Origin of the sequence: Sorangium sp. So ce185 (assembly GCF_051526825.1) — a bacterium.
GTDB classification, from domain to species: Bacteria; Myxococcota_A; Polyangia; order Polyangiales; family Polyangiaceae; genus Sorangium; species Sorangium cellulosum_D.
In genome coordinates this window covers 7715409-7734528 of the sequence record NZ_CP150316.1, presented here as the reverse complement: position 1 = coordinate 7734528, position 19120 = coordinate 7715409, and the positions used below count along the sequence as shown (strand labels likewise).

The window sequence follows — 19120 nt, the reverse complement described above, 5'->3', positions numbered from 1 at the left end:
CAAGGAGCCCAACCATGCACACACGCAAGCTCGGTCCTCTCAAGGTCTCCGCCCTCGGTCTCGGCTGCATGGGCATGAGCGATTTCTACAGCAACCGCGACGACGCCGAGTCGATCGCCACGATCCATCGCGCCGTCGAGCTCGGCGTCACGCTGCTCGACACCGCGGACATGTACGGGCCGTTCACGAACGAGGAGCTCGTCGGCCGGGCGATCGAGGGCCGGCGCGATCGGATCGTCCTCGCGACCAAGTGCGGCATCGTCCGCGATCCCAACGATGTCACGGTCCGGGGCGTCAACGGCGCGCCGGAGTACATCCGGGCGGCCTGCGACGCGAGCCTGCGGCGCCTCCGCGTCGACGTCATCGATCTCTACCAGCTGCACCGCGTCGATCCGAAGACGCCCATCGAGGACAGCGTGGGCGCGATGGCGGAGCTCGTGAAGGCCGGCAAGGTGCGCGCGATCGGCCTCTCGGAGGCGGGCTCGGCGACGCTCCGGCGCGCCCACGCGGTGCACCCGCTCGCGTCGGTGCAGAGCGAGTACTCGCTCTGGACGCGGGATCCCGAGGACGACGTGCTCGCCACGTGCCGCGAGCTCGGCATCGGCTTCCTCGCGTACAGCCCTCTCGGCCGCGGCTTCCTCACGGGGCAGATCAAGCGCTTCGAGGACCTCGCGTCGGACGACTACCGCCGCATGGCGCCGCGCTTCCAGGGGGAGAACTTCCAGCGGAACCTCGATCTCGTCGCGAAGGTCGAGGACATCGCGCGGGAGAAGGGCGTGAAGGCGTCGCAGCTCGCGCTCGCATGGGTCCTCGCGCAGGGGGATTTCATCGTCCCGATCCCCGGCACGAAGCGCCGCAGCTACCTCGAGGAGAACGTCGCCGCGGAGGGGATCAAGCTCACCGAGGGCGATCTGCGCCGCCTCGACGCCGTGGCGCCGAAGGGCGCGGCGGCCGGTCCGCGCTATCCGGAGGTCGGCATGAGGCTCGTGAACCAGTGAGCGGCGCGGCCGGCAGACCGCGCCTCGGCGCGGCGCGCTCCGGGAAGGCTGGCGCGCCGCGCTCCGGCGCGGACGGCGCGGCGCGCTTCGGGAAGGCCGGCGCGCCGCGCTCCGGCGCGGACGGCGCGCTCACGATCGCCGAGGTCGCCGCGGCGACCGGGACGAGCGCGCACACGCTCCGCTATTACGAGCGGATCGGGCTCATCCGGCCCGTCGCGCGGGCGCGGAGCGGCCACCGCCGCTACGGCCCGGACGACGTGCGGTGGGTCGAGTTCCTCCGCAAGCTGCACGCGACCGGCATGCCGATCCGCCGCATGCTCGCCTACGCGGCGCTCGTGCGTCGCGGCGAGGACACGATCTCCGAGCGGCGCGCGCTGCTCGAGGCGCACCGGGACGACGTGGCCGCGAAGCTCGCCGAGCAGCAGGCGCACCTCGCGATCATCGAGAAGAAGGTGCTCCTGTACCTGGATCTCGAGAAGCAGAGCGCGCGCCGCCGCGCGTCGTGACCAGCGCCGCGGCGCCCGCGTCGAGCGGGCGTCCCGCGGCGCGCGGCGATCACGCCCCCTCCGGCACCCCGGGCTGCCGGAGCACGCGCAAGGGGCCCTCGGACGACACAAGGCCGGCGAGCGCCGGGTCGGTCATCACCTCGAGGAGATCGCGCTCCGCGCCGTCGACCGTGCACCGCCGCCGCACGAGCCGGACGACCTGCGAGTAGTCCACGTGATCCAGGTCGTGCGCGAGCCCGAGCGGCTGCCACAGGGGGTGCCGGCCGTGCCGGTGGGCGGCGCCCGGGTCGTACCAGCCGTAGTTGGCGGCGCGATCGCGGCTCCCGGCGAGGCGGTTGGTGAGCACCCAGTGCTTGCCGACGTTCTCGATGAGCCCGGTCCGCCCCGCGACCCGCTCCTCGACGCGGCGATGGTGCTCCAGCATGCGCGAGGTGTTCGCCATCGTGGGATCCGGCGCGCCGATGCACGGCTTTATCCGCACCGTGGCCTGCTCCCAGACGAGGTCGCAGAGGCGGGTCGTCAGCATCGCGCACTCGAGCAGGTCCGCGATGCGCTGCGTCGTCCTGGCGGACGCGTTGATCCGCACGGAGTCCTGCGCGTCGCCGACGCGGAGCGCGTCGGCGCTCACGAGGAAGGTCGCGCGGTGCTCGCCGTGCTCGCTGTGCACCGGGACCCAGTCGATGGGCGCCAGGTGGCCGGCCTGAACGGCCTCCAGGACGGCGTCCTCGCGCGTGGCGCAGGCGCGCTCGGGCAGGCGTGCGACGAAATCGGTGCCTCGCAGGACGTCGGTCATGGCTCCCCCGGAGCGAGCGCGGGCCCCACCCCGGCCGCGGCGCCGCCCGGCCGGGCCGTCGGGCGCTGGCCGGCTCGCTCGCTTGATTGTGCGGAGCGCGCGAGATCCGCGCAAGCGCGCGCGGGTCCTGCGCTTTGCGCTGCTCGCCCGCTCGCCCTAAGCTCCGCCCCATGTCGCCCCCGGTGAGCCGTCCCTCCGGAGCGTTCCGCGCTTCCCGCCTCCTCCTCCTCGCCTGCGCCGCCGTGCTCGCCGCGCAGTCCGCCGGCTGCGGCTCCAGCGCGTCCCAGGGCCCCGACGCGGCCGCCGCCATCGCGTCGATCGACGCGCGCCTGCGGGGCAGCTTCCGGCTCGTCCGGTTCGAGCCCGAGGTCCCGCTCGAGCCGATGCTCGCGTCGATGCTCGAGTTCCAGTACGCGCACTTGATCGTCCGCTTCGACGGAAAGCGCATCCTCGCGGATTCGCCGGGTCTCCACGTCGACCGCGCTTACGAGATCCGCGACCCCGCGTGGGATCGGTTCAAGCTGATCTCCTACGACGAGGCGGGGATCGGCTACGAGGCGCTGTGCGAGTTCTCGGAGCAGGGAGAGCTCATCGTGTACGCCCAGACGCCGCCCTGGAAGGGCGTGGCCACGCTCCGCCGCGCGCAGTAGCGAGCAGGAGCGACGCGACGTGGACGGGCGGGGAGCGCGGCGGCGCGCCGCGCCTCAGGGCGCCGCCATGGGGAGCTGATCCAGGAGGCGCGCGAGCTGCTCGCAGAGCCGCTCCCTGCTGAACTGCGCGATCTCGACGGCGTTATCGTTCGGGAGCGCGCGCCGCCCGCCCTGCACGCGCTCGCGCAGCCAGCCCGCGATCCCGAGCACGTCGCCCGGATGGATGTGGCTCCCCGCGTGGTGCGCTTTGATGATGTCGGCCGCCTCGCCGTCGGGGGCGATCGCGAGGATCTCCTTTCCGATCGAGAGATACTCGAACATCTTCGCGGGCACGACGCGGCATGCGCTCTCGACGTCGCTCAGGAGCACGCAGAGCGCGTCGGCGGACTTCATCCAGGCGATCGAGCGCGAGTGGTCGCAGTACGGATCGAGGCGCAGGCGACATCGCGTCTTCTTGATGCGGTCGAGCAGCTTCTCCTGCTGCTCTGTCCTCCGGCCCACGACGACGAGCTCGAGCTGCGCGAGCCTTTCCGGCGCGGACGCGTCCAGCACCTCGATCGCCGCGACCAGCGGCTCGACGTTGGTCAGGTTCCAGAGCGTGCCCGTATAGACGAGCCGGAAGACGTCGCGATCTGGCCTGGCGATATCGGTCGCGGCCGGCCCGGGGGCGATGTCGTCCTCGTCGAAGCCGTTGTAGATGCAGGTGGACGCGGCGTGGCTGCCTGCCTCGCGAGCGCGGTCCTGAAGCCGCTGGGCGCTCGACTTCGTCGTGCACACGATGGCGTCGGCCTGCCGCAGGATGTAACGCTGCATCCGCTGCTGGACGGCACAGGAGAAAGCGTCCTGGCGCGCGTTCTCCAGGAAACGCTGGCTGATGTCCCATTCATCTCGGAAATCGAGGACGAGCGGCAGCCCGAAGCGCCTCTTCAACAGGGCTCCGAGGAGGAGGTTCGAGTACGACGGGGCGGTCGCGAGGATGGCGTCGTGATGGATCGTGCGCAGGAGGTGGCCGCCGGCGCGCAGCGCCGAGGGGAGCCAGAGCACCTGCGGATCGGGCTGCAGCGCGAGCGTGGTCGCTCCGCGCAGCGCCCCGACGAGGCGCCGGCGCGGTCCTGGCGCGGTCGCCTTGCTGCCCGCGTCGCGCGCGAGCTTGGCTTTCATGCTGTAGCTCGGCTCCCACGTCCTCGCGCGCGCGATGTGCGTCTCCGCCGGGATGTCGCGCAGCAGGCTCTCGTCCGAGAGCGGCGCGGATGGGTTGGCCGCGACGAGCACGCTGGCCTCCCAGCCGAAGCGACGCAGGTACTTCACGAACTTGACGGGGCGCTGCACCCCAGCCCCGCCGACAGGCGGGAAGTGATAGCTGATGAGCAACAGCCGCCGGGTCCTGGCTGCTCGATGGACAGCGGGCTCGTCCTTGGCATCCGCGCCGCTCGCCGCCCTGTGCTGTCCTATGGCACGAAAATGAACGCTATCGTCGAAGAGCATGAATCCCCCCCCACACTCACACAAGTCGTTTACGCCATGTACTGGGATATTCGCGAGAAACGAACGGCTTGCCGGCTCGTGCGCTCCACGAGCTCGCGAACGAGCGCGCTCGCGACCGTCGACGTGTCGTGAAGGAGGATGATGTCCCCGCTCCGAGGTGTGTATCGTGCACACCACGCGACCGCTGCCTCGGACGATCTCATCGCGTAATCGCGCGGATCGGCGTTCCAGAGGACCACGGTGTGCTCGTCGCTCCAGAGCTGAAGGAGCGCGCGGGCCGAGACCTTCCCCCAAGGCGGACGGAACAGCGGACATGGGTTCCCCGTGAGATCTTCGAGGAGCGCGCGCGTCGTCCCCACCTCCGCGCGCAGCAGCTGAGGCGACGCATGCTCCAGCGAGACATGCGTGTAGGTGTGGTTGCCTATTTCATGTCCGTCCGCCACGATGCGGCGCACGAGATCGGGGTGGCTCCGGGCCATTGTGCCGAGGACGAAGAACGTCGCGAGCACTTTGTGCTCGGCGAGCCAGTCGAGGAGTCGAGGCGTGTGCTCGGGGTGGGGGCCATCATCGAACGTCAGCGCTATCTCGGCGGCGCTCCGGCCGGAATGACCGGCGATGAGCGAGCGCGTCCTGGATGACGGTCCGCGATCCATGAGCATGCGACGGGAAACCGCCATCGTCGCGACCTGCTTTGCTGCCTGCCGTAAAAAGCTCATGCGTCCCCCCTCTTCGCGCCGCGAGCGAGCGTCGGTCCGCCGGCTCCGCATCTCGGGCGCGGAGCGCATCGGCATTACCGCGATTGTCGAATTTGCATATTTAGCAAGATGAGGTGTCTTCGCAACGTCACGGTTGTTGCTGCGCGCTTGCGTCTACGTGCGTCGCAGACGTTGACGCTGGCCAGACGTGGTGTACAAGCGACGGCGTCCTATGGTCGAAGCGAGCGCGCAGCAGAGCAACGATCCGCACGGGTGGCGAAAGGAGGCGCGGGATCTGTCGGCGGCGGTCGCCGGCGGAGCGATCGTGGGGATGCCCCTTCTGTACACGATGGAGATGTGGTTCCGCGGGACCATGCTCTCGGCGTGGCACCTCGGGGCGATCCTGGCGCTGACGCTGATCGTGAGCTTCCTGTCCTCGCTGGAGTCCGGGTTCCGGAGCGACGACACCGTCGTGGGCACCGCCATGGAAGCGGTGACGTCGGTCGGGATCGGGATCGTCCTCTCGGCGGCCATCCTGGCGCTGGTCGGCGAGATCTCCCTCGACAGCGCGCCCAGCGAGGTCGTCGGCGAGATCCTCCTCCAGGCGGCCGCCGTGAGCATCGGGGCGGCGTTCGCGAACGCGCAGGTCCGGGGCAAATCGCGCACGGGGGATGAGCCGCAGGACGGCGAGAAGGCGCCGGAGGGAGAGCCGGAGGCGCTGCAGCTCAGGGCGGACCTGCGGGACTTCTCCGCCGCGATGGCCGGCTCGCTGCTCTTCACGATGAACATCGCCTCGACGGAGGAGATCGTGATGATCGCGTCGCGGCTCTCGCCGTGGCGGCAGCTCGCGATGGTCGGGGTGAGCGTCGCGCTGTGCTATGTCATCCTGTTCGCGTCCGGGTTCGAGCGGCACGACGTGTACGTCAAGAGCTTGTTCCAGAGCCGGGCCTTCGAGACCTTGATGACGTGCGCCGTGTCGCTCCTGATGGCGCTGGTGCTGCTTTGCCTGATCGGAGAGCGCGAGGCGACGAGCGATCCGTCGACGCTGGTGGCCAGCGTGGTAACCCTCGGCCTGCCGGCGATCGTCGGCGGCGCGGCGGGGAGGTTGGTGGTGTGAGCGACGACGGGCGGGAGCGAGAGGAGCGCCCTGGCGGGCGCGGGAAGGGCAGGCGGGTACGCCGTCAGCTGGCCGAGTGGGTCTCGCTCGCGGTCAGCACGGCGTTGATCCTCGCCCTGATCGTGTTCCTGGTGCACTCGGGCTTGACGAGCGCCCGCGGCTCGGTCGTGCCGGAGGTGAAGGCGCTGCCCGAGCGGGCCGAGCAGCACGGCGGCGCGTGGCTCTTGCCGGTCCGGGTGAAGAACGGAGGCAGGCAGATGCTCGGCGATCTCGGGGTCGAGCTCCGGTACACGCCGCCGGGAGCGCCGGGGCCGGAGCGGGTCGAGGCGACGATCGATTACCTCGGCAAGCACTCCGAGCAAGAGCTGTACTTCTATGTGCCGAGCGACCCGAGGGGCATGGCGATCGAGGCGAGGCCGCTGCATTACCAGGTGAAGTGAAGGCGCGCGCCGCCCAGGCGTCGAGCCGCGGACACCGCACCCTGCCCGCCGCCGTCACCCCCGCCGCGGCTTCCGATCCAGCCACGCCCGCTGCCCCCACGGGCACGCGAACTCGAGCGGCTTCGTCAGGATCCACAGCACCGGCAGCGGCGGCGGCGCCGGCGGCGTGGGGCCGGCGCCGTCCGTGAAGTAAATGACGCCGGAGACCCGCCGGGCCGCCAGGAACTCCGGCGCGAACACCGGGCGCAGATCGGTCCCGCCGCGGCCGCCCACGTCGCCGAGCCGCCCGTCGAAGGCGTACACGCGCCCGATCTCCGTGTCGCACTCGGCCACGGTGATGCGCGCGACCTCGCTCATCGCCTGCAGCTGCCGCGCGATCTCCTCGAGCTCGTCGCGCCGCATGCTCATCGACGTGTCGATCGCCACGAGCACCGACGGCTTCGCGATGGCCCGGGGCGCGTACGTCCTGCCGGGCACCTCGCCGACGCGGCCCGGGAAGCGCCGGTTCGGCCGCGCGTACGTGTGCACCGGGGCGCGCTCCCGGGCCACGAACATCCGCAGCGCGGTCTTCCAGTCGAGCGGGGTCGCGCGCGGGCCGAGCACGTCGGTGAGCTCCTCGATGAGCCGGCCGGGCGTCTTGCCCGCGAGCGTCAGGCCAGGCAGGTCCGCCGGGTCGCCGTCGCCCGCGAGCGCGCCCGCCTCCTCGGCGGCGCGCAGCAGGAGCTGCCGCGTCTGCTCCACCGCGCCCGGCTCCCGCGAGGGGCGGCGCAGCACGCGGTGGTCGTCGATGGCCTCGCCGCCCCGCTGCGGGAGCTTGCCCTCGCGCGCCGCCCGCACGAGCAGCTCGTAGCGCTCGAGCGTGCTCTGGCCGCCGCGCAGCCCGAGCGGGGCGTAGGGCTGCCAGCGGATCGGATCGGGCAGCGGCTCCTCGATGTACTCGTTGGCGGACATCTCCAGGGCGAGATCCATGAGCTCGGGCTCGTCCGCGCCCGCGAACTTGGGGTGGCAGAGGTGCCCGAGCGCCACGTGGTGCACCTCGTGCAGGAGCACGCCGCGCAGGAACAGGGGCTCGTTCATGAACGACTCCACGTTGACGTGGAGAAAGAAGCGGCCCTCGAACATCGAGACCGCCATGCGCCTGACCGAGGGGTCCGCGACCGGCGCGAGCCGCCCGAGGATCGCCGCGTAGCAGGGGTATCGCTCCAGGAACCCCGGATCGCGCACGAAGGCGTCGAGCCACGCCGCGAGCTCGTCCTCGGGCACCTCGCGGCGCTCCGTGCCCTCGGGCGCCGGCTTGGCCGCCTCGTTGCCCCGCCTCATTGCGGCCGGATGGGCGTGACGCCGTGCTTCTTCAGCGCCCCCGCCAGCCGGAGGGCCCAGCGCTCCGGCAGCTGCGCGAGCAGCTGGCCCAGGCACGCCCGCGCGACGTTGCTCCGCCGCACCTCCACGAGCTTCGCCTGCTGCGCCAGGTGCGCCGACAGCGCGGTCACGACGAGCCCCACCCGGTGCTGCCGCAGCGCATCGGCGCGCCACGCCAGCACCTTCTGCTCGGCGGCGCTGCCCGCGTAGTTCTGGAGCAGCTCCTCGGGGCGGACGTCGATGAGCTGCGTCGCGGTCGCGTTGCCGCCGAGCGCGTCCTGGAGGCGCTCGCGGTGGTCGCCGGGCAGGTCGGCGAGCAGCGCCTCGAACGCCGCGAGCGACAGCTTCCGCTGCGCCGCGAGCACGCCGACCTCCGGCCCCTCGAGCAGCGGCGCGAGCCGCGTCGTCACCTCGTCGAAGCGGTCGGTCTCCCCGCGCTCGCGCGCGGCGCGCAGCGCCTTGCCCGCGGGCGAGGTCGGCCCGTAGTCGGCGAGCAGCGCGCGCAGGTCGAACGGCAGCCGCGTCGACCAGGTGTCCTTCGACGCGAGCAGGAGCTCCACCCAGCTCGGCGGCAGGTACCCGCCGAGCGCGTCGCGCAGCAGCACGCCGTCCGCGAGCTCCTCGGGGCGGAGCGCGCTCAGCACCTGCGACGCGTACGTCCAGGTGCGCGGCGGGACGTCGTCCAGGATGCGCTCGTGGGCCTGCGCCAGCGCGATCACGCCCGGGTGGATCCCGTTCACCTGCGCCCAGGCGAGCCAGGATGCCCGGTCCGCGCGGACGTTGAGGTTGAGGAAACGCGCCCGGAGCGCGCGATCGAGCGGGGTCACCTGGTAGTCGGCCGACTCGGGGTTCACGGCGGCGAAGCACACCCAGCCCGCGGGCAGCTCGTACTCGTGCAGCCGCCGGGCGCTGAGCAGCTGGAGCGCCGGCTGCTGGATGTACCGCTCCGCCCGGTTGAGCTCCTCGAGCATCAGGATGCCGGCGCCGTCCTGGGGCAACACCGACGGCGCCGCGTAGGCAGTCCGGTTGTCCCGGATGACCGGCAGGCCCACGAGGTCGGGCGGCTCGAGGAGGCTCAGGTCGAGCACGACGGTGGCGATGCCGAGCCGCTCGGCGAGCTGCCGGACGAGCTCGCTCTTGCCGATCCCCGTCGGGCCCTCGAGCAGCACCGCGCGCCGCGCGCGGTACGCGAGCTCGAGCACGGCCTCGAGCCGCGGCCCGATTGGGATGGGCGCGGAGCGCCCCTCGAGGAGGGTGGGTGGCGTCGCCGCGGCCGGCCTGCCCGGCGCGTTTCCATCGGTTCTGGGCTTCGTCACGGAGATAGAGGAGGGTGCGGCGCGCGCGGAGCGAAGAAAGAACCTCCGAGGCCTGGGGCCCAGGATGCTCGGCCTTTCCGTGCCCGGCGGGCGCTCGGCTCTCGTCCTGCCAGGTGGACCCGAGCTCTAGCAGCCGCTGCGCGGCCTGTCATTCGCCACCGCGCGCCACGCGACGCGCCACGCGACGGCTGGCGGCGCGCTCAGGCGCCGAGGAGCAGCCCCAGCGTGGTCGCGAGCGCGGCGTCGTTCCACGAGGACAGCCCGCGTGGCAGGAGGACGGTCACGCGATGAGGCTGGCCTCCGCAGCTGCGCGCACCCTCGTAGGTGCGCCCCGTCCGGGTGAGCTCGTAGCTGCATCGCCCGATGCGACCGGCCAGCTGCCGGTCGTCCAGCCGGTAGTCGGAGAGGGCGCCGGCCACGAGGCCGCGCGCGCGGAGCCCTGCCTCCGCCCGGGTCACCGAGAGCTGAAGCGGCATGGCGCCGACGATGCCGGTCGCGGCCTGCCCGGTCGCGGTGACGCTCACGGGCCGGTTGAACGCGACGCCCCGGACCGCCTGCCCGTCGCGCCCGCCGTCCGCCGCGTACACGCCCAGGCTCACGTCCGGCCCGACGACGCGGCCCGGCTCGACGTCGGCGCTCACGAGCTCGCCCCGGGCGGTGAGCAGGATGAACTCGCTCGGCCCCGCAGCATCGAAGATGTCCTCGCGCGCCGGGTGATCGGCGCCCGGCGCCGCCCCGCACGCTGCGGTGAGCGGCAGGGCGAGCGCGAGCACAGGGAGCAGCCTCATCCGCATCGCAGCACCTCCACGCCTGGTCGGGCACACCGAACGTGAGGCCGGGGGCGCCGGAGCGGTAGACGTCTCTATCGCGAGGATCGGATTCGCCAGGGCCGCATCCGTTCCCGGTGGTCTCGGTCCCATGGCCTAGGGTGCGTCGGGGAGCGCCCGAGGGGCGACCCTTGCACGTCCGGCCCGACGCGGGCTGTGATGCGCTCTGTCGTCCACCGATGCGCAAAGGCGTGCCAGCGCGCCGTGGCGCGCGTGGCAGGCCCTCAGCGCGGCACCTCGAGCGGGGCGCAGGTCGAGACGCCGGCGCCGACGATGCGGAAGCCGATGTTCGTCATGTAGTCGGGGTCGATCGAGCCGTCCGAGGGCCGATAGCGGCTCACGTTGGTGGTCCGCGACGGGGACTGGAAGTCGTCCGGCGCGGTGTAGAAATAGAAGTCGCCGCCCCAGAAGGAGAACGCCCACGCGCTGGGGGTCTCGATGCCCGGCAGATCCGTGGCCTCGAGGATCTCGCCGGTCTCCTTGTCGATCTCGGCGAGCTGGACCGGCGTGGTGGTGAAGAAGCCGAAGAGGCGTCCGTCGCCCGTGCCGGTGAGCTCCGCCGAGGCGCCGCGCAGCGAGCCGCTGAACTCCCCGACCGGCGTCACCGACGCGCCGTCGATCCTCCCGAGCCCGACGCCCGGCGTGCCGGTCGCGCCCGCCACGAACAGCTGCTCCGCGTCCGGGCGGGAGAGATCGCTCGAGAAGCCCATCCCCAGCCGGGACCACCCCTCCGAGAGCGACATGTCCGTGGGCTCGCAGCTTGCGTCCTCGGTGCTGACCTTGAACAGCGTGCCTTCGCTGTCGTCGCCATAGACGTAGTTGACCCACGCCACCGCGTCGCGATCGACCGCCATCGAGTTGGGATGCATGCTGGTTTGGCAACCCAGGACACCAATCTTCGTGAACTCCTTGCGATCGGGCCTGAAGCTGTAGAGCTCGTTGTCCTGCGTGAGCACATACACGAGGGCCGCCCGCTCGATGCACCGGCTGTCGCCGTCCTCACTTTCGCTGCCCCCATGGCTCCCGCCGGTCCCGGCGCCGGCGCCGAACGTCTCGTCCTGGCCGCCCGCGCCGCTGCCGTTGCCTTCGCCGCTGCCGGCGCCGTTGTCACTGCTATCGCCGGCCCCTGTGGTCTGGCTGGTGTCTGCCGGGGACGTACCGTCGCCGGACGCGCTGCAGCCGCTCGCCGCGAGCGCCATCCAGAAGCACCATCGTGCGATTCGCATATCCGCTCTCCCTTCCGCGTGATTCGCTTCTATAGCCGCGAAGCGCGCGCCCGGGTACACGAAGTGGCGTCCCCGGTGAAAAGGGTACCTGCGCTCTGTGAAGGACAGAGGCGCGCGTCCGGGTCGAGCAGGCGTGAGCGGCGAGCGAGGTCATCAGGGGATGGCGACGACCTCGTCGGACTGGCAGCAAAAATACGTGGCTCCCTTGGGTGTCACTTCCCCCGCGGCGACTCCGCCGGTCGGGGCGCAGGTGCCGGGCTCGTTCGTGAGCCACTCCGCGGTCATGCTCCCGAGCTGCAAGTCCGGCCCTGCGACGCACTTCGGCCCGGTCAGCGTCACGGTCTCGGCGCCGAGCAGCCGGCCGCAGCTGCCGTCCCCGTAGATCGATACGAACGCGGAGCACGCGCTGCCCTCGGGCGGGTCGCATTCGCACGGCGAGCAGCTGCGCGTGTCGTCGAAGCCCGTGTAGAGCGCTTGCAGCTCGGGGTAATGCTCCGGGCATTTCGGCTCGCCCTGGCGGAGGTAGCGGATGCATATCGCGAAGCCCTCCGGCCGCTGCGCGGGCGAGGCGACGCACATCTTCGAGGGATCGGCGCATGCGCGCTCGTCGGCCGAGCCCGAGCAGCCGCGCGCCCGCACGCTGAACGGGGCAGGCAGCTCGGGCGGCGGCCCGCCCGGATCGATCGTCGGCGCGCAGGGGCTCACCGTCGGCGCCGGGATGACCAGCGAGCCGAGCTCGCCCGAGGCGATCGTGGCGCACGCGCCGTTCCACCCGTCGGGGGCGTCGAACGACATGGGCGTCGTCCCGTCGCACGTGGCGGAGGCGCGCCCCCGGAGGGCCGGCGGCAGCTCGCAGGCGGGCTGCATGCAGCGGCATGTCGGGCAGCTGTGCGCGTCGGCGAAGCCGCCGTAGCCGTCGAACACGAGCTCTGGCGTCTCCGCGGGGCACTCCGGCGCAGACCCCCCGTCGGCCGGGTCGCCCCTCCAGAGCAGGATGGGATCGTCGAACCCGAGGTAGGGCAGCTCCACGCACGCGCCCTTGCACACGGCGCACGGCTTGTCGCATTCGTAAGCGTCCAGGCCGTAGCACGGGTGGTCGCACGAAAACATCTGGACAGGGCCGCTGTTCCAGCAGCCTGCGAAGCTCCCGGCAGCAGCGAGCGCGAGCGCAAGCGAGATCGGGTACTTCCTTGTCGTCATCGTCGTGGCCCTTTTCTGGCGTGTTTCGGTCTGGCCGTCGGACAGGGATCAATGCGCCGCGCTGACCGCTCGGCGCTGCCTCTCCAACCGCTCCTCGCGCTCACGCCGGTTCACGCCGGCGGGCCCGCGCGGCCAGGGCGCGTGGCGCACGCGTCGATCGAGAGAACGGGGATCGCGCACGCCGAATCCATACTTGGGTCGGTGAGCACAGGAAAGCCCAATCTGCTGTGATCCCTCAATGCATCGATGCCATTCCGGTTTGGCTCACGAAATTATCAATGTTCGTGCGTCGTGCGTCTCGTGCGAGAATCTCGCCCCGGATGGCGGAAGGCGTGTCGCAGGGGAGCGGTCTACGGCCGCGTCGGAACGTGCTGGACGTGAGGGGCAAAGGCGGGAAGGAACGTGGGACCCCAGGGAGGGAGGAGGCCGGGTGGCTCGGCAGCCCCCCCGCACGACCAGCGACGAGCCGCGGCGCCGCGCTCCTATCGCTGCGATCGCTCGAGCGCGTCTATGGCATCGAGCAGGGGCCTCATCTGCGCGCGCTCCTCCTCGGAGAGCGGCGCCTCGTCGAGCTCGGCGCGCAGCGCGCGCGCCCGCGCCTCCTCGCCCAGGGCGACGGCGAGCTCGAGCCGCGCCGCGAGGGCGCGCGCTCGCTCGAGCGGGGCGTCCGCGTCTTCCTTCCGGGCGAGCGCAACGTCGAGCACCTTGGCGGCGGCGGCGTCGTCGTTCTTGAAATCGCGCAGCCGCGCCGCCGCGCCCAGCGCCCGGCCCAGCCTCGAGCTCGAGCGCGACCCCGCCTCGTCGTCGTCCGGCGCGTCCCGCCGGATGAAGATGACCGAGTTGCCCGCGACATCGACCACCGTGAAGCGACTCTGCCCCTTCTTCATGCGCGAGATCCGGGGAAAGCCGGCGACCGGCACCTTGCCATACGCCCGCCGCAGGCCCTCCGAGAAGGTCTCGTGGAGGCGCTCGACCTCGGGGACGAGCACGAGGCACGTGCTGTAGGACTCCCTGGGATCCAGCCTCTTGAGGCCCATGAAGTGCAGGTGGACGTCGCCCCGGCGCGTCGCCGCGTACACGTTCGGCGTCGTTTGCTGGTGGGTGACCTCGAAGCCCAGGGCGCCGTAAAACGCCAGGGTCTCGGGCATCGACGCGCACGGAAGCACGGGAATCGTCGTCACCTCGCTCATGAGATCACCCCTTTCGCGCCGGTCGCGCCCCCGCGGAAGCGGCGGAAGAAGGCGCGCACGTCGCCGATGAACAGGTCGGGCTCTTCCAGGGCCGCGAAGGTGCCGCCGCGGTCGAACTCGGACCAATGCACGATGTTCGTGTTGTCGCGGGCGGCGAACCTGCGGATCGGAGCGATGATGTCGCGCGGGAACACCGCGACGCCGGTGGGCAGGGTCGAGGGCTTCACCTCGGAGAGATCCGCGTCGTCCGGCGTGTCCGGGGTCTCCACGAACGAGCGAGCCGACGAGGCCGCCGTGTTGGTGAGCCAGTACAGCATCGCGTTCGTGAGGATGCGATCGCGGCTGATGGCGTCCTCGGGGGTGTCCTTGCAGTCGGTCCATTCCTTGAGCACGCCGACGATCCAGGCGAGCTGGCCCACCGGCGAATCCGAGAGGGCGTAGGCCAGCGTCTGGGGCCGGGTCGACTGGATCTTCTTGTAGCCGTACAGCTCCCGCAGGTAGTAGTCCGCCGCCTTCAGCCGGGATTGCTCGGCGTCCGTCAGGCCAATGAGCTCCTCGGGATCTCCGGACGGCCACGAGACGAGGCCGTTCGTGTGCACGCCGATCACGTGCTCGGGATCGACGAGGCCGACCTCGCGGGAGATCCACGTGCCCCAGTCGCCGCCCTGGGCACCGTAACGCGGGTAATCGAGCCTTCGCATGAGCTCGGCCCAGGCGCGGGCGATCCGGCGCGCGCCCCACCCGGCCTCGCGGGTCGGCCCGGAGAGCCCGTATCCCGGGAGCGAGGGGATGATCAGGTGGAACGCGTCCGCCGGATCGCCGCCGTGGGCGCGGGGATCGGTCAGCGGACCGATGACGTCGAGGTACTCCACGACGGAGCTCGGCCAGCCGTGCGTCACGATCAGCGGCAGCGCGCCGGGCTCGCGCGAGCGCACGTGGAGGAAGTGGATCCGCTGGCCGCCGATCGTCGTCGTGAACTGCGGGTGTTCGTTCAGCCCCGCCTCGTGCCTGCGCCAGTCGTAGGTGGTGCGCCAGTACGCGGCGAGCTCCTTCAAGTAACCGAGCGGGACGCCGTACGACCAGCCCGCGGAGGGCAGCTCGTCGGGCCAGCGGGTGCGGGCGAGGCGATCGCGCAGATCGTCGAGCGCGGCCTGCGGGATGTCGATGCGGAAAGGTTGGATGTCGCTGTCCACGGGCAAGGGAGAGCTCATGCGTACGATGTAACGTACGATGTACGGTTGGTCAACCCGGGTGCGGTCGCTCGGTCGTGCGCGGTCGTGGCGGAGCTGCCGAGGCGATGCGGGCACAGCTGCCGGCATGCCAGGAGTGAAAGCAGGGTTCGCAGGATCGAAAGGTGTCGGGGGTGTCCTTAGGGGTAACCCCATGAAGTCGTCGGGGACCAACCCTGGCCCGCATCCTGCTAACTACGGAGGCCAGAGCGCCCGTGACGGCTTCCCCCCCCGCCGTCGAATGGGCGCTCTGTTTTTTTGTGCTTCCGGTCCGGCCGGCGCAGCGCTCACCGGCGTGCGGACGGGCGCAGACCCGGTCCCGGTGAGCGCCCCTGCGGAGCAGGCCCCGCAGACCCAACCCGGGTTCGCGGCAGCGCAGACCCAACCCGGGTTCGCAGCGCAGACCCAACCCGGGTGAGCGCTCGCGGCAGCGCAGCGCAGACCCAACCCGGGTGAGCGCTCGCGCCTCCGGGTGGTGGCCCAATTCGCCCCTGAGTGATTCACATGAAGGCGGGAAGGCAGGAAGATCATTGATCTTTTCTTCCCGCCTTCCCGCCTTCATGTTCAAATCCGGCCACCACCCGCCTCCGGGGGCCGGTCGCCGCAACCGAGCACTCCCCCGTCCCGGCGGCGAGCTGCCAGATCTGCAAGCAACGATCTCAGGATCGAAAAGATGTCGGGCAAACCCTTAGGATAACTACCGGGAACATATCGGGACGAGCCCTGGCCCGCATCCTGCTAAGTATGCAGGGCAGAGCGCCTGTGACGGCTTCCCCCCCCGCCGTCGAATAGGCGCTCTGTTTTTTTGTGCTTTGCTCACGGGGCGTGCCGAGGGGCTCCACCCAGCGTCGACGCGAGCAGGCGGACCGCGCCGGGCAGCTCTTCGAAAAGCTTCCCGTGTCTATATCGGCGTACCGCGCGGCGACGTCCGGGTAACCAGGGCGCCCAAGGCGGCCGGGCCGCCCGGAGCGGGGATGTCCCCGGCGGCAGGATCGCGCCGTGCCTCGCTGGCTTCCGCCGCGCGGCCGGAGCTGCTAACTCCCCGGGCGCCAGGAGGCGGCTCTCCCATCTCCCCGGCGGCGCATCGACGACATCCGCGTGAGATCCTCCAGCGCACTCCTCGCCTTCGCGATCGCCGCCGCCGCCAGCGCTCACGCGGGCGAGGCGCACCCCCAGCCCGCCCCGGCGACGGCCGCCGCGCCGCCAGACGATCCGCGGGCGCCCACCGCGCCGGCCGAGGCGGCCGGCACGCCCGCCGCGCCGGCCGACAGGCCCGCCGTGCCTGTCGAGGCGGCCTCCTCGCCCGCCGCGCCCGCCGAGGCGCCCGCCGCGCCCGCCGGGATCGAGGTCACCGTCGAGGGCAGCCGCGCCCCGCCGGGCTCCGTCTCGCTCTCGCGGCGCGACATCCGCGAGCTGCCCGGCGCGCTCGGAGACCCCTACCGCGCCATCGAGATCCAGCCCGGCGTGACCTCCATCGCGAGCGGCATGCCGTACTACTACATCCGCGGCGCGCCGCCCGGGAACATCGGCTACTTCTTCAACGGCATCCAGGTCCCGCTCCTCTTTCACGTGGGCGCCGGCCCCAGCGTCATCCCGGCCTCGATGGTCCAGCGCGTCGAGATGCACCTCGGCCCCTATCCCGCGGACATCGGGCGGCTCGCCGGGGCGGCGATCGAGGCCGAGAGCGCGCCGCCGTCCGACGTCTGGCGCGGGGAGGGGAGCCTCCGGTTCATCGACCTCGGCGGCGTCGTCGAGGGCCCGGTGGACCGGGACACGCACGTCCTCGTGGGAGGCCACTACGCCGCCGGCGCGGCGCTCACCTCGGCGCTCGTGCCGAGCGTCGACGTGGGCTACGCCGACTACCAGGGACGGGTGACCTACCGGCTCGGCCCGGAGGAGCGCTTCACCGTCTTCGCCTTCGGCGCGTACGACTACCTCGCCAGCATCGACGAGGACGGCGGCGCCGAGGCGACCAACGTCCTGCTCGACAGCGACTTCCACCGGCTGGACCTGCGCTACGACCGCGAAGACGCCTCGGGCGCGCGCGTCCGGGCGGCGGTCACCCTCGGGCTCGACCAGTCGCGCGGCGTCGGCGTGGAGAGCGCGCAGGCCTGGAAGCTCAACGCGCGGATGAGCCTGGCGCGGCCCATCCTCGGCGGGCGCGCGCTCCTGCGGGCCGGGGCCGACGCGGCGGTCGACCGCTACCAGGTCACCCCGCGCCCGAGCCCGCCGACGGACGGCGAGCCCGCCGAGGGCGCGGACGACGAGCCCGCCGAAGGCACGGAGCAGCTCGACGAGAGCTTCCCCGAGCTCTTCCGCAGCCGGCTCGATCTCGCGCTGGGCGCGTGGGCCGACGCGCTGCTCGTGCTCGACGAGCGCTCCACCCTCACGCCCGGCGTGCGCGTGGACCACTACACGTCGCTCGGCCGCACCGCCGTCGCCGTGGATCCGAGGATCGTCGGCCGCTTCGGCGTCGGCGAGCACGTGCGGCTCATCCCGGCCTTCGGCATCGCCTCGCAGCTGCCCGGCCTCGCCCCGCTGCCGGCGCTCCAGATCGGCGGCATCCCGGGGGGCCTGCAGCGCAGCCTGCAGTCGAGCTTCGGCGTCGAGGCCAACGTGGGTCCGGTCAATTTCAGCGCCACGGCGTTCCGGCAGGTGACCTTCGGGCTGAGCGACCCGATCGGCACCGGGCGCGGCACGAACCTCAGCACGGAGCGCTTCCTCACGCGGAGCCGCGGCGACACCTACGGCCTGGAGCTCGGCGCGCGCGGGGCGCTGCGGCGCGACATGTTCTTCCTGGCGTCGTACACGCTGTCGCGCTCCACGCGCACGCGCGGCAAGGCGACGATCCCCTCGGCCTACGACCGGACGCACGTCGCGCACGTCGCGCTGCTCTACGACCTCGGCGAGGGGTGGCGCGCCGGGATCCGCCACGTGTTCTACACCGGCTTTCCCGCCGACGAGGCCGCCCCGGGCCGCCCCCCGCGCGAGCACCCGGATCGGATCCAGCCGTTCTACCGGCTCGACATGCGCCTGTCGAAGCGCTGGGCGCTGGGCGCGCGGAGCTATCTCGGCCTCGTGCTCGACGTGCAGAACGCGACGCTCGCCAAGGAGGTGTTCGACGTGAGCTGCGACGACAGCGGGTGCACGCCGCAGACGATCGGGCCGGTCACCATGCCGGGGATCGCGATCGAGGGCGGGTTCTGAGGAGAAGGCGCCTCGGGGGCGCGAGGGCGCGGCGACGCCACGCCGGCTCCGGACCGCGCCGGCGGTCGTCCGGGCCGCGAGCGCCCGGCCCGCGGCTCAGCGGTGGAGCAGCTCGAAGAGCTGCTCCAGCATGAGGTAGGTCAGGCCCCAGACGACCCGCTCGTCCACGCGCAGGCACGGGAGCTGGAGGACGTTCCCCTCATGCGTGTACGCGTAGCTCGAGGTGCGCTCGCCGCGCGCGAGCGGCCCGAGCGGCGTCCAGAGCGCCTCGGCCACCTCGTCGCTCAGGGTGAGATCCGGCGTGGAGCGCAGCGCGAACACGAACGGGGCGATGATCATCCCGACGCGCCGCCCGCGGACGACCGCCGGGATGTCGGGCAGGCGCGCGAGCAGGGTGCCGTGCGCCGCGAGGTCGATCCCCACCTCCTCGCGCGTCTCGCGGATCGCGGTGGCGAGCAGGCTCTCGTCCTGCACCTCGCGCCGCCCGCCCGGGAGCGCCATGTGCCCCGACCAGGGATCGCCCGGGTGCTCGGCGCGGCGGATCAGGAGGAGCTCGGCCTCGCCGGGCTCCGGGCTCCCCACGGGCTCGAGCGCCGTGCCCAGAGGCCCCGCCGGCGCCCGCAGGATCGCGGCGACCGCGGCCTGACGCTCCTGCGTGAGCGCGTCGAGCGTGGCCTCGCGCCCTTCGAGGCGGGCCATGATGGCGGCGAGGTCGTAGGAGGGGAGCACGGCGGCGAGGATAGCATAATGTCTACCGGTACTTAGAGATCGCGCGGCGGCGATCGCCCCGGCGGCGCGCGCGGCGGCGGCCCTCGACGCGAGGCGCGCAAGCCCCGCGCCGGCGCCGGGCCGCAACCACGGCGCCCGCGCCCCGCCCGGCGT

General features: G+C 72.1%; 17 protein-coding genes. 6 read left to right on the top strand and 11 right to left on the bottom strand.

The window, feature by feature from the left end; all coding sequences use genetic code 11:
- The first annotated feature begins 14 nt into the window (after positions 1 to 14).
- A complete protein-coding gene (locus WMF26_RS28160) occupies positions 15 to 998 on the top strand; it encodes an aldo/keto reductase (RefSeq protein WP_437995194.1) in 984 nt (327 codons plus the stop codon).
- The gene (locus WMF26_RS28155) at positions 995 to 1504 is read left to right on the top strand and encodes a MerR family transcriptional regulator (RefSeq protein ID WP_437331513.1); all 510 of its coding nucleotides are present in this window, start codon (positions 995 to 997) and stop codon (positions 1502 to 1504) included. Before WMF26_RS28160 ends, WMF26_RS28155 begins: the two co-directional genes overlap by 4 nt.
- A 49-nt stretch (positions 1505 to 1553) precedes the next feature.
- On the opposite strand, the gene WMF26_RS28150 is transcribed toward WMF26_RS28155, so the two are convergent.
- A complete protein-coding gene (locus WMF26_RS28150) occupies positions 1554 to 2297 on the bottom strand; it encodes a hypothetical protein (RefSeq protein WP_437995193.1) in 744 nt (247 codons plus the stop codon).
- 170 nt (positions 2298 to 2467) lie between these two features.
- Between WMF26_RS28150 and WMF26_RS28145 the strand changes: the two genes are divergently transcribed.
- On the top strand, positions 2468 to 2947 hold the full coding sequence (locus tag WMF26_RS28145) for a hypothetical protein (RefSeq protein ID WP_061628431.1): 480 nt from the start codon (positions 2468 to 2470) through the stop codon (positions 2945 to 2947).
- 54 nt (positions 2948 to 3001) lie between these two features.
- On the opposite strand, the gene WMF26_RS28140 is transcribed toward WMF26_RS28145, so the two are convergent.
- Positions 3002 to 4318: a glycosyltransferase gene (locus WMF26_RS28140; protein WP_437995192.1), complete on the bottom strand. Its 1317-nt coding sequence runs from the start codon at positions 4316 to 4318 to the stop codon at positions 3002 to 3004.
- A 143-nt stretch (positions 4319 to 4461) separates the two neighbouring features.
- On the bottom strand, positions 4462 to 5148 hold the full coding sequence (locus tag WMF26_RS28135) for a polysaccharide deacetylase family protein (RefSeq protein ID WP_437995191.1): 687 nt from the start codon (positions 5146 to 5148) through the stop codon (positions 4462 to 4464).
- 211 nt (positions 5149 to 5359) lie between these two features.
- Between WMF26_RS28135 and WMF26_RS28130 the strand changes: the two genes are divergently transcribed.
- Together WMF26_RS28130 and WMF26_RS28125 are read left to right on the top strand one after the other, a co-directional pair.
- Complete coding sequence (locus WMF26_RS28130) at positions 5360 to 6244, top strand: DUF2391 family protein (protein ID WP_437995190.1); 885 nt, start codon at positions 5360 to 5362, stop codon at positions 6242 to 6244.
- Positions 6241 to 6684 carry a hypothetical protein gene (locus WMF26_RS28125; protein WP_437995189.1) on the top strand — a complete coding sequence of 148 codons (444 nt, stop codon included), beginning with the start codon at positions 6241 to 6243 and terminating at the stop codon, positions 6682 to 6684. The genes WMF26_RS28130 and WMF26_RS28125 overlap by 4 nt, the downstream gene beginning before the upstream one ends.
- Before the next feature lie 54 nt (positions 6685 to 6738).
- Here the strand turns inward: WMF26_RS28125 and WMF26_RS28120 are convergent, their stop codons facing one another.
- The 7 genes from WMF26_RS28120 to WMF26_RS28090 form a co-directional block, all read right to left on the bottom strand.
- The gene (locus WMF26_RS28120; protein ID WP_437995188.1) at positions 6739 to 8004 is read right to left on the bottom strand and encodes a vWA domain-containing protein; all 1266 of its coding nucleotides are present in this window, start codon (positions 8002 to 8004) and stop codon (positions 6739 to 6741) included.
- A complete protein-coding gene (locus WMF26_RS28115) occupies positions 8001 to 9245 on the bottom strand; it encodes an AAA family ATPase (RefSeq protein ID WP_437995187.1) in 1245 nt (414 codons plus the stop codon). The genes WMF26_RS28120 and WMF26_RS28115 overlap by 4 nt, the downstream gene beginning before the upstream one ends.
- A 314-nt stretch (positions 9246 to 9559) precedes the next feature.
- On the bottom strand, positions 9560 to 10147 hold the full coding sequence (locus WMF26_RS28110; protein ID WP_437995186.1) for a hypothetical protein: 588 nt from the start codon (positions 10145 to 10147) through the stop codon (positions 9560 to 9562).
- 263 nt (positions 10148 to 10410) lie between these two features.
- Complete coding sequence (locus WMF26_RS28105) at positions 10411 to 11412, bottom strand: hypothetical protein (protein WP_437995185.1); 1002 nt, start codon at positions 11410 to 11412, stop codon at positions 10411 to 10413.
- A gap of 153 nt (positions 11413 to 11565) precedes the next feature.
- Complete coding sequence (locus WMF26_RS28100) at positions 11566 to 12612, bottom strand: hypothetical protein (protein ID WP_437995184.1); 1047 nt, start codon at positions 12610 to 12612, stop codon at positions 11566 to 11568.
- 482 nt (positions 12613 to 13094) lie between these two features.
- On the bottom strand, positions 13095 to 13802 hold the full coding sequence (locus WMF26_RS28095; protein WP_437995183.1) for a hypothetical protein: 708 nt from the start codon (positions 13800 to 13802) through the stop codon (positions 13095 to 13097).
- Entirely contained in the window at positions 13799 to 15013 is a 1215-nt protein-coding gene (locus WMF26_RS28090; protein WP_437995182.1) for an epoxide hydrolase family protein, read from the bottom strand. Before WMF26_RS28090 ends, WMF26_RS28095 begins: the two co-directional genes overlap by 4 nt.
- A 1116-nt stretch (positions 15014 to 16129) precedes the next feature.
- Here WMF26_RS28090 and WMF26_RS28085 point away from each other — a divergent pair.
- Positions 16130 to 18238: a TonB-dependent receptor plug domain-containing protein gene (locus WMF26_RS28085; protein ID WP_437995181.1), complete on the top strand. Its 2109-nt coding sequence runs from the start codon at positions 16130 to 16132 to the stop codon at positions 18236 to 18238.
- A 96-nt stretch (positions 18239 to 18334) separates the two neighbouring features.
- Here WMF26_RS28085 and WMF26_RS28080 read toward each other — a convergent pair whose 3' ends face one another.
- Positions 18335 to 18967, bottom strand: a complete 633-nt coding sequence (locus WMF26_RS28080; protein WP_437995180.1) for an NUDIX hydrolase — start codon at positions 18965 to 18967, stop codon at positions 18335 to 18337.
- Positions 18968 to 19120 lie beyond the last annotated feature (153 nt).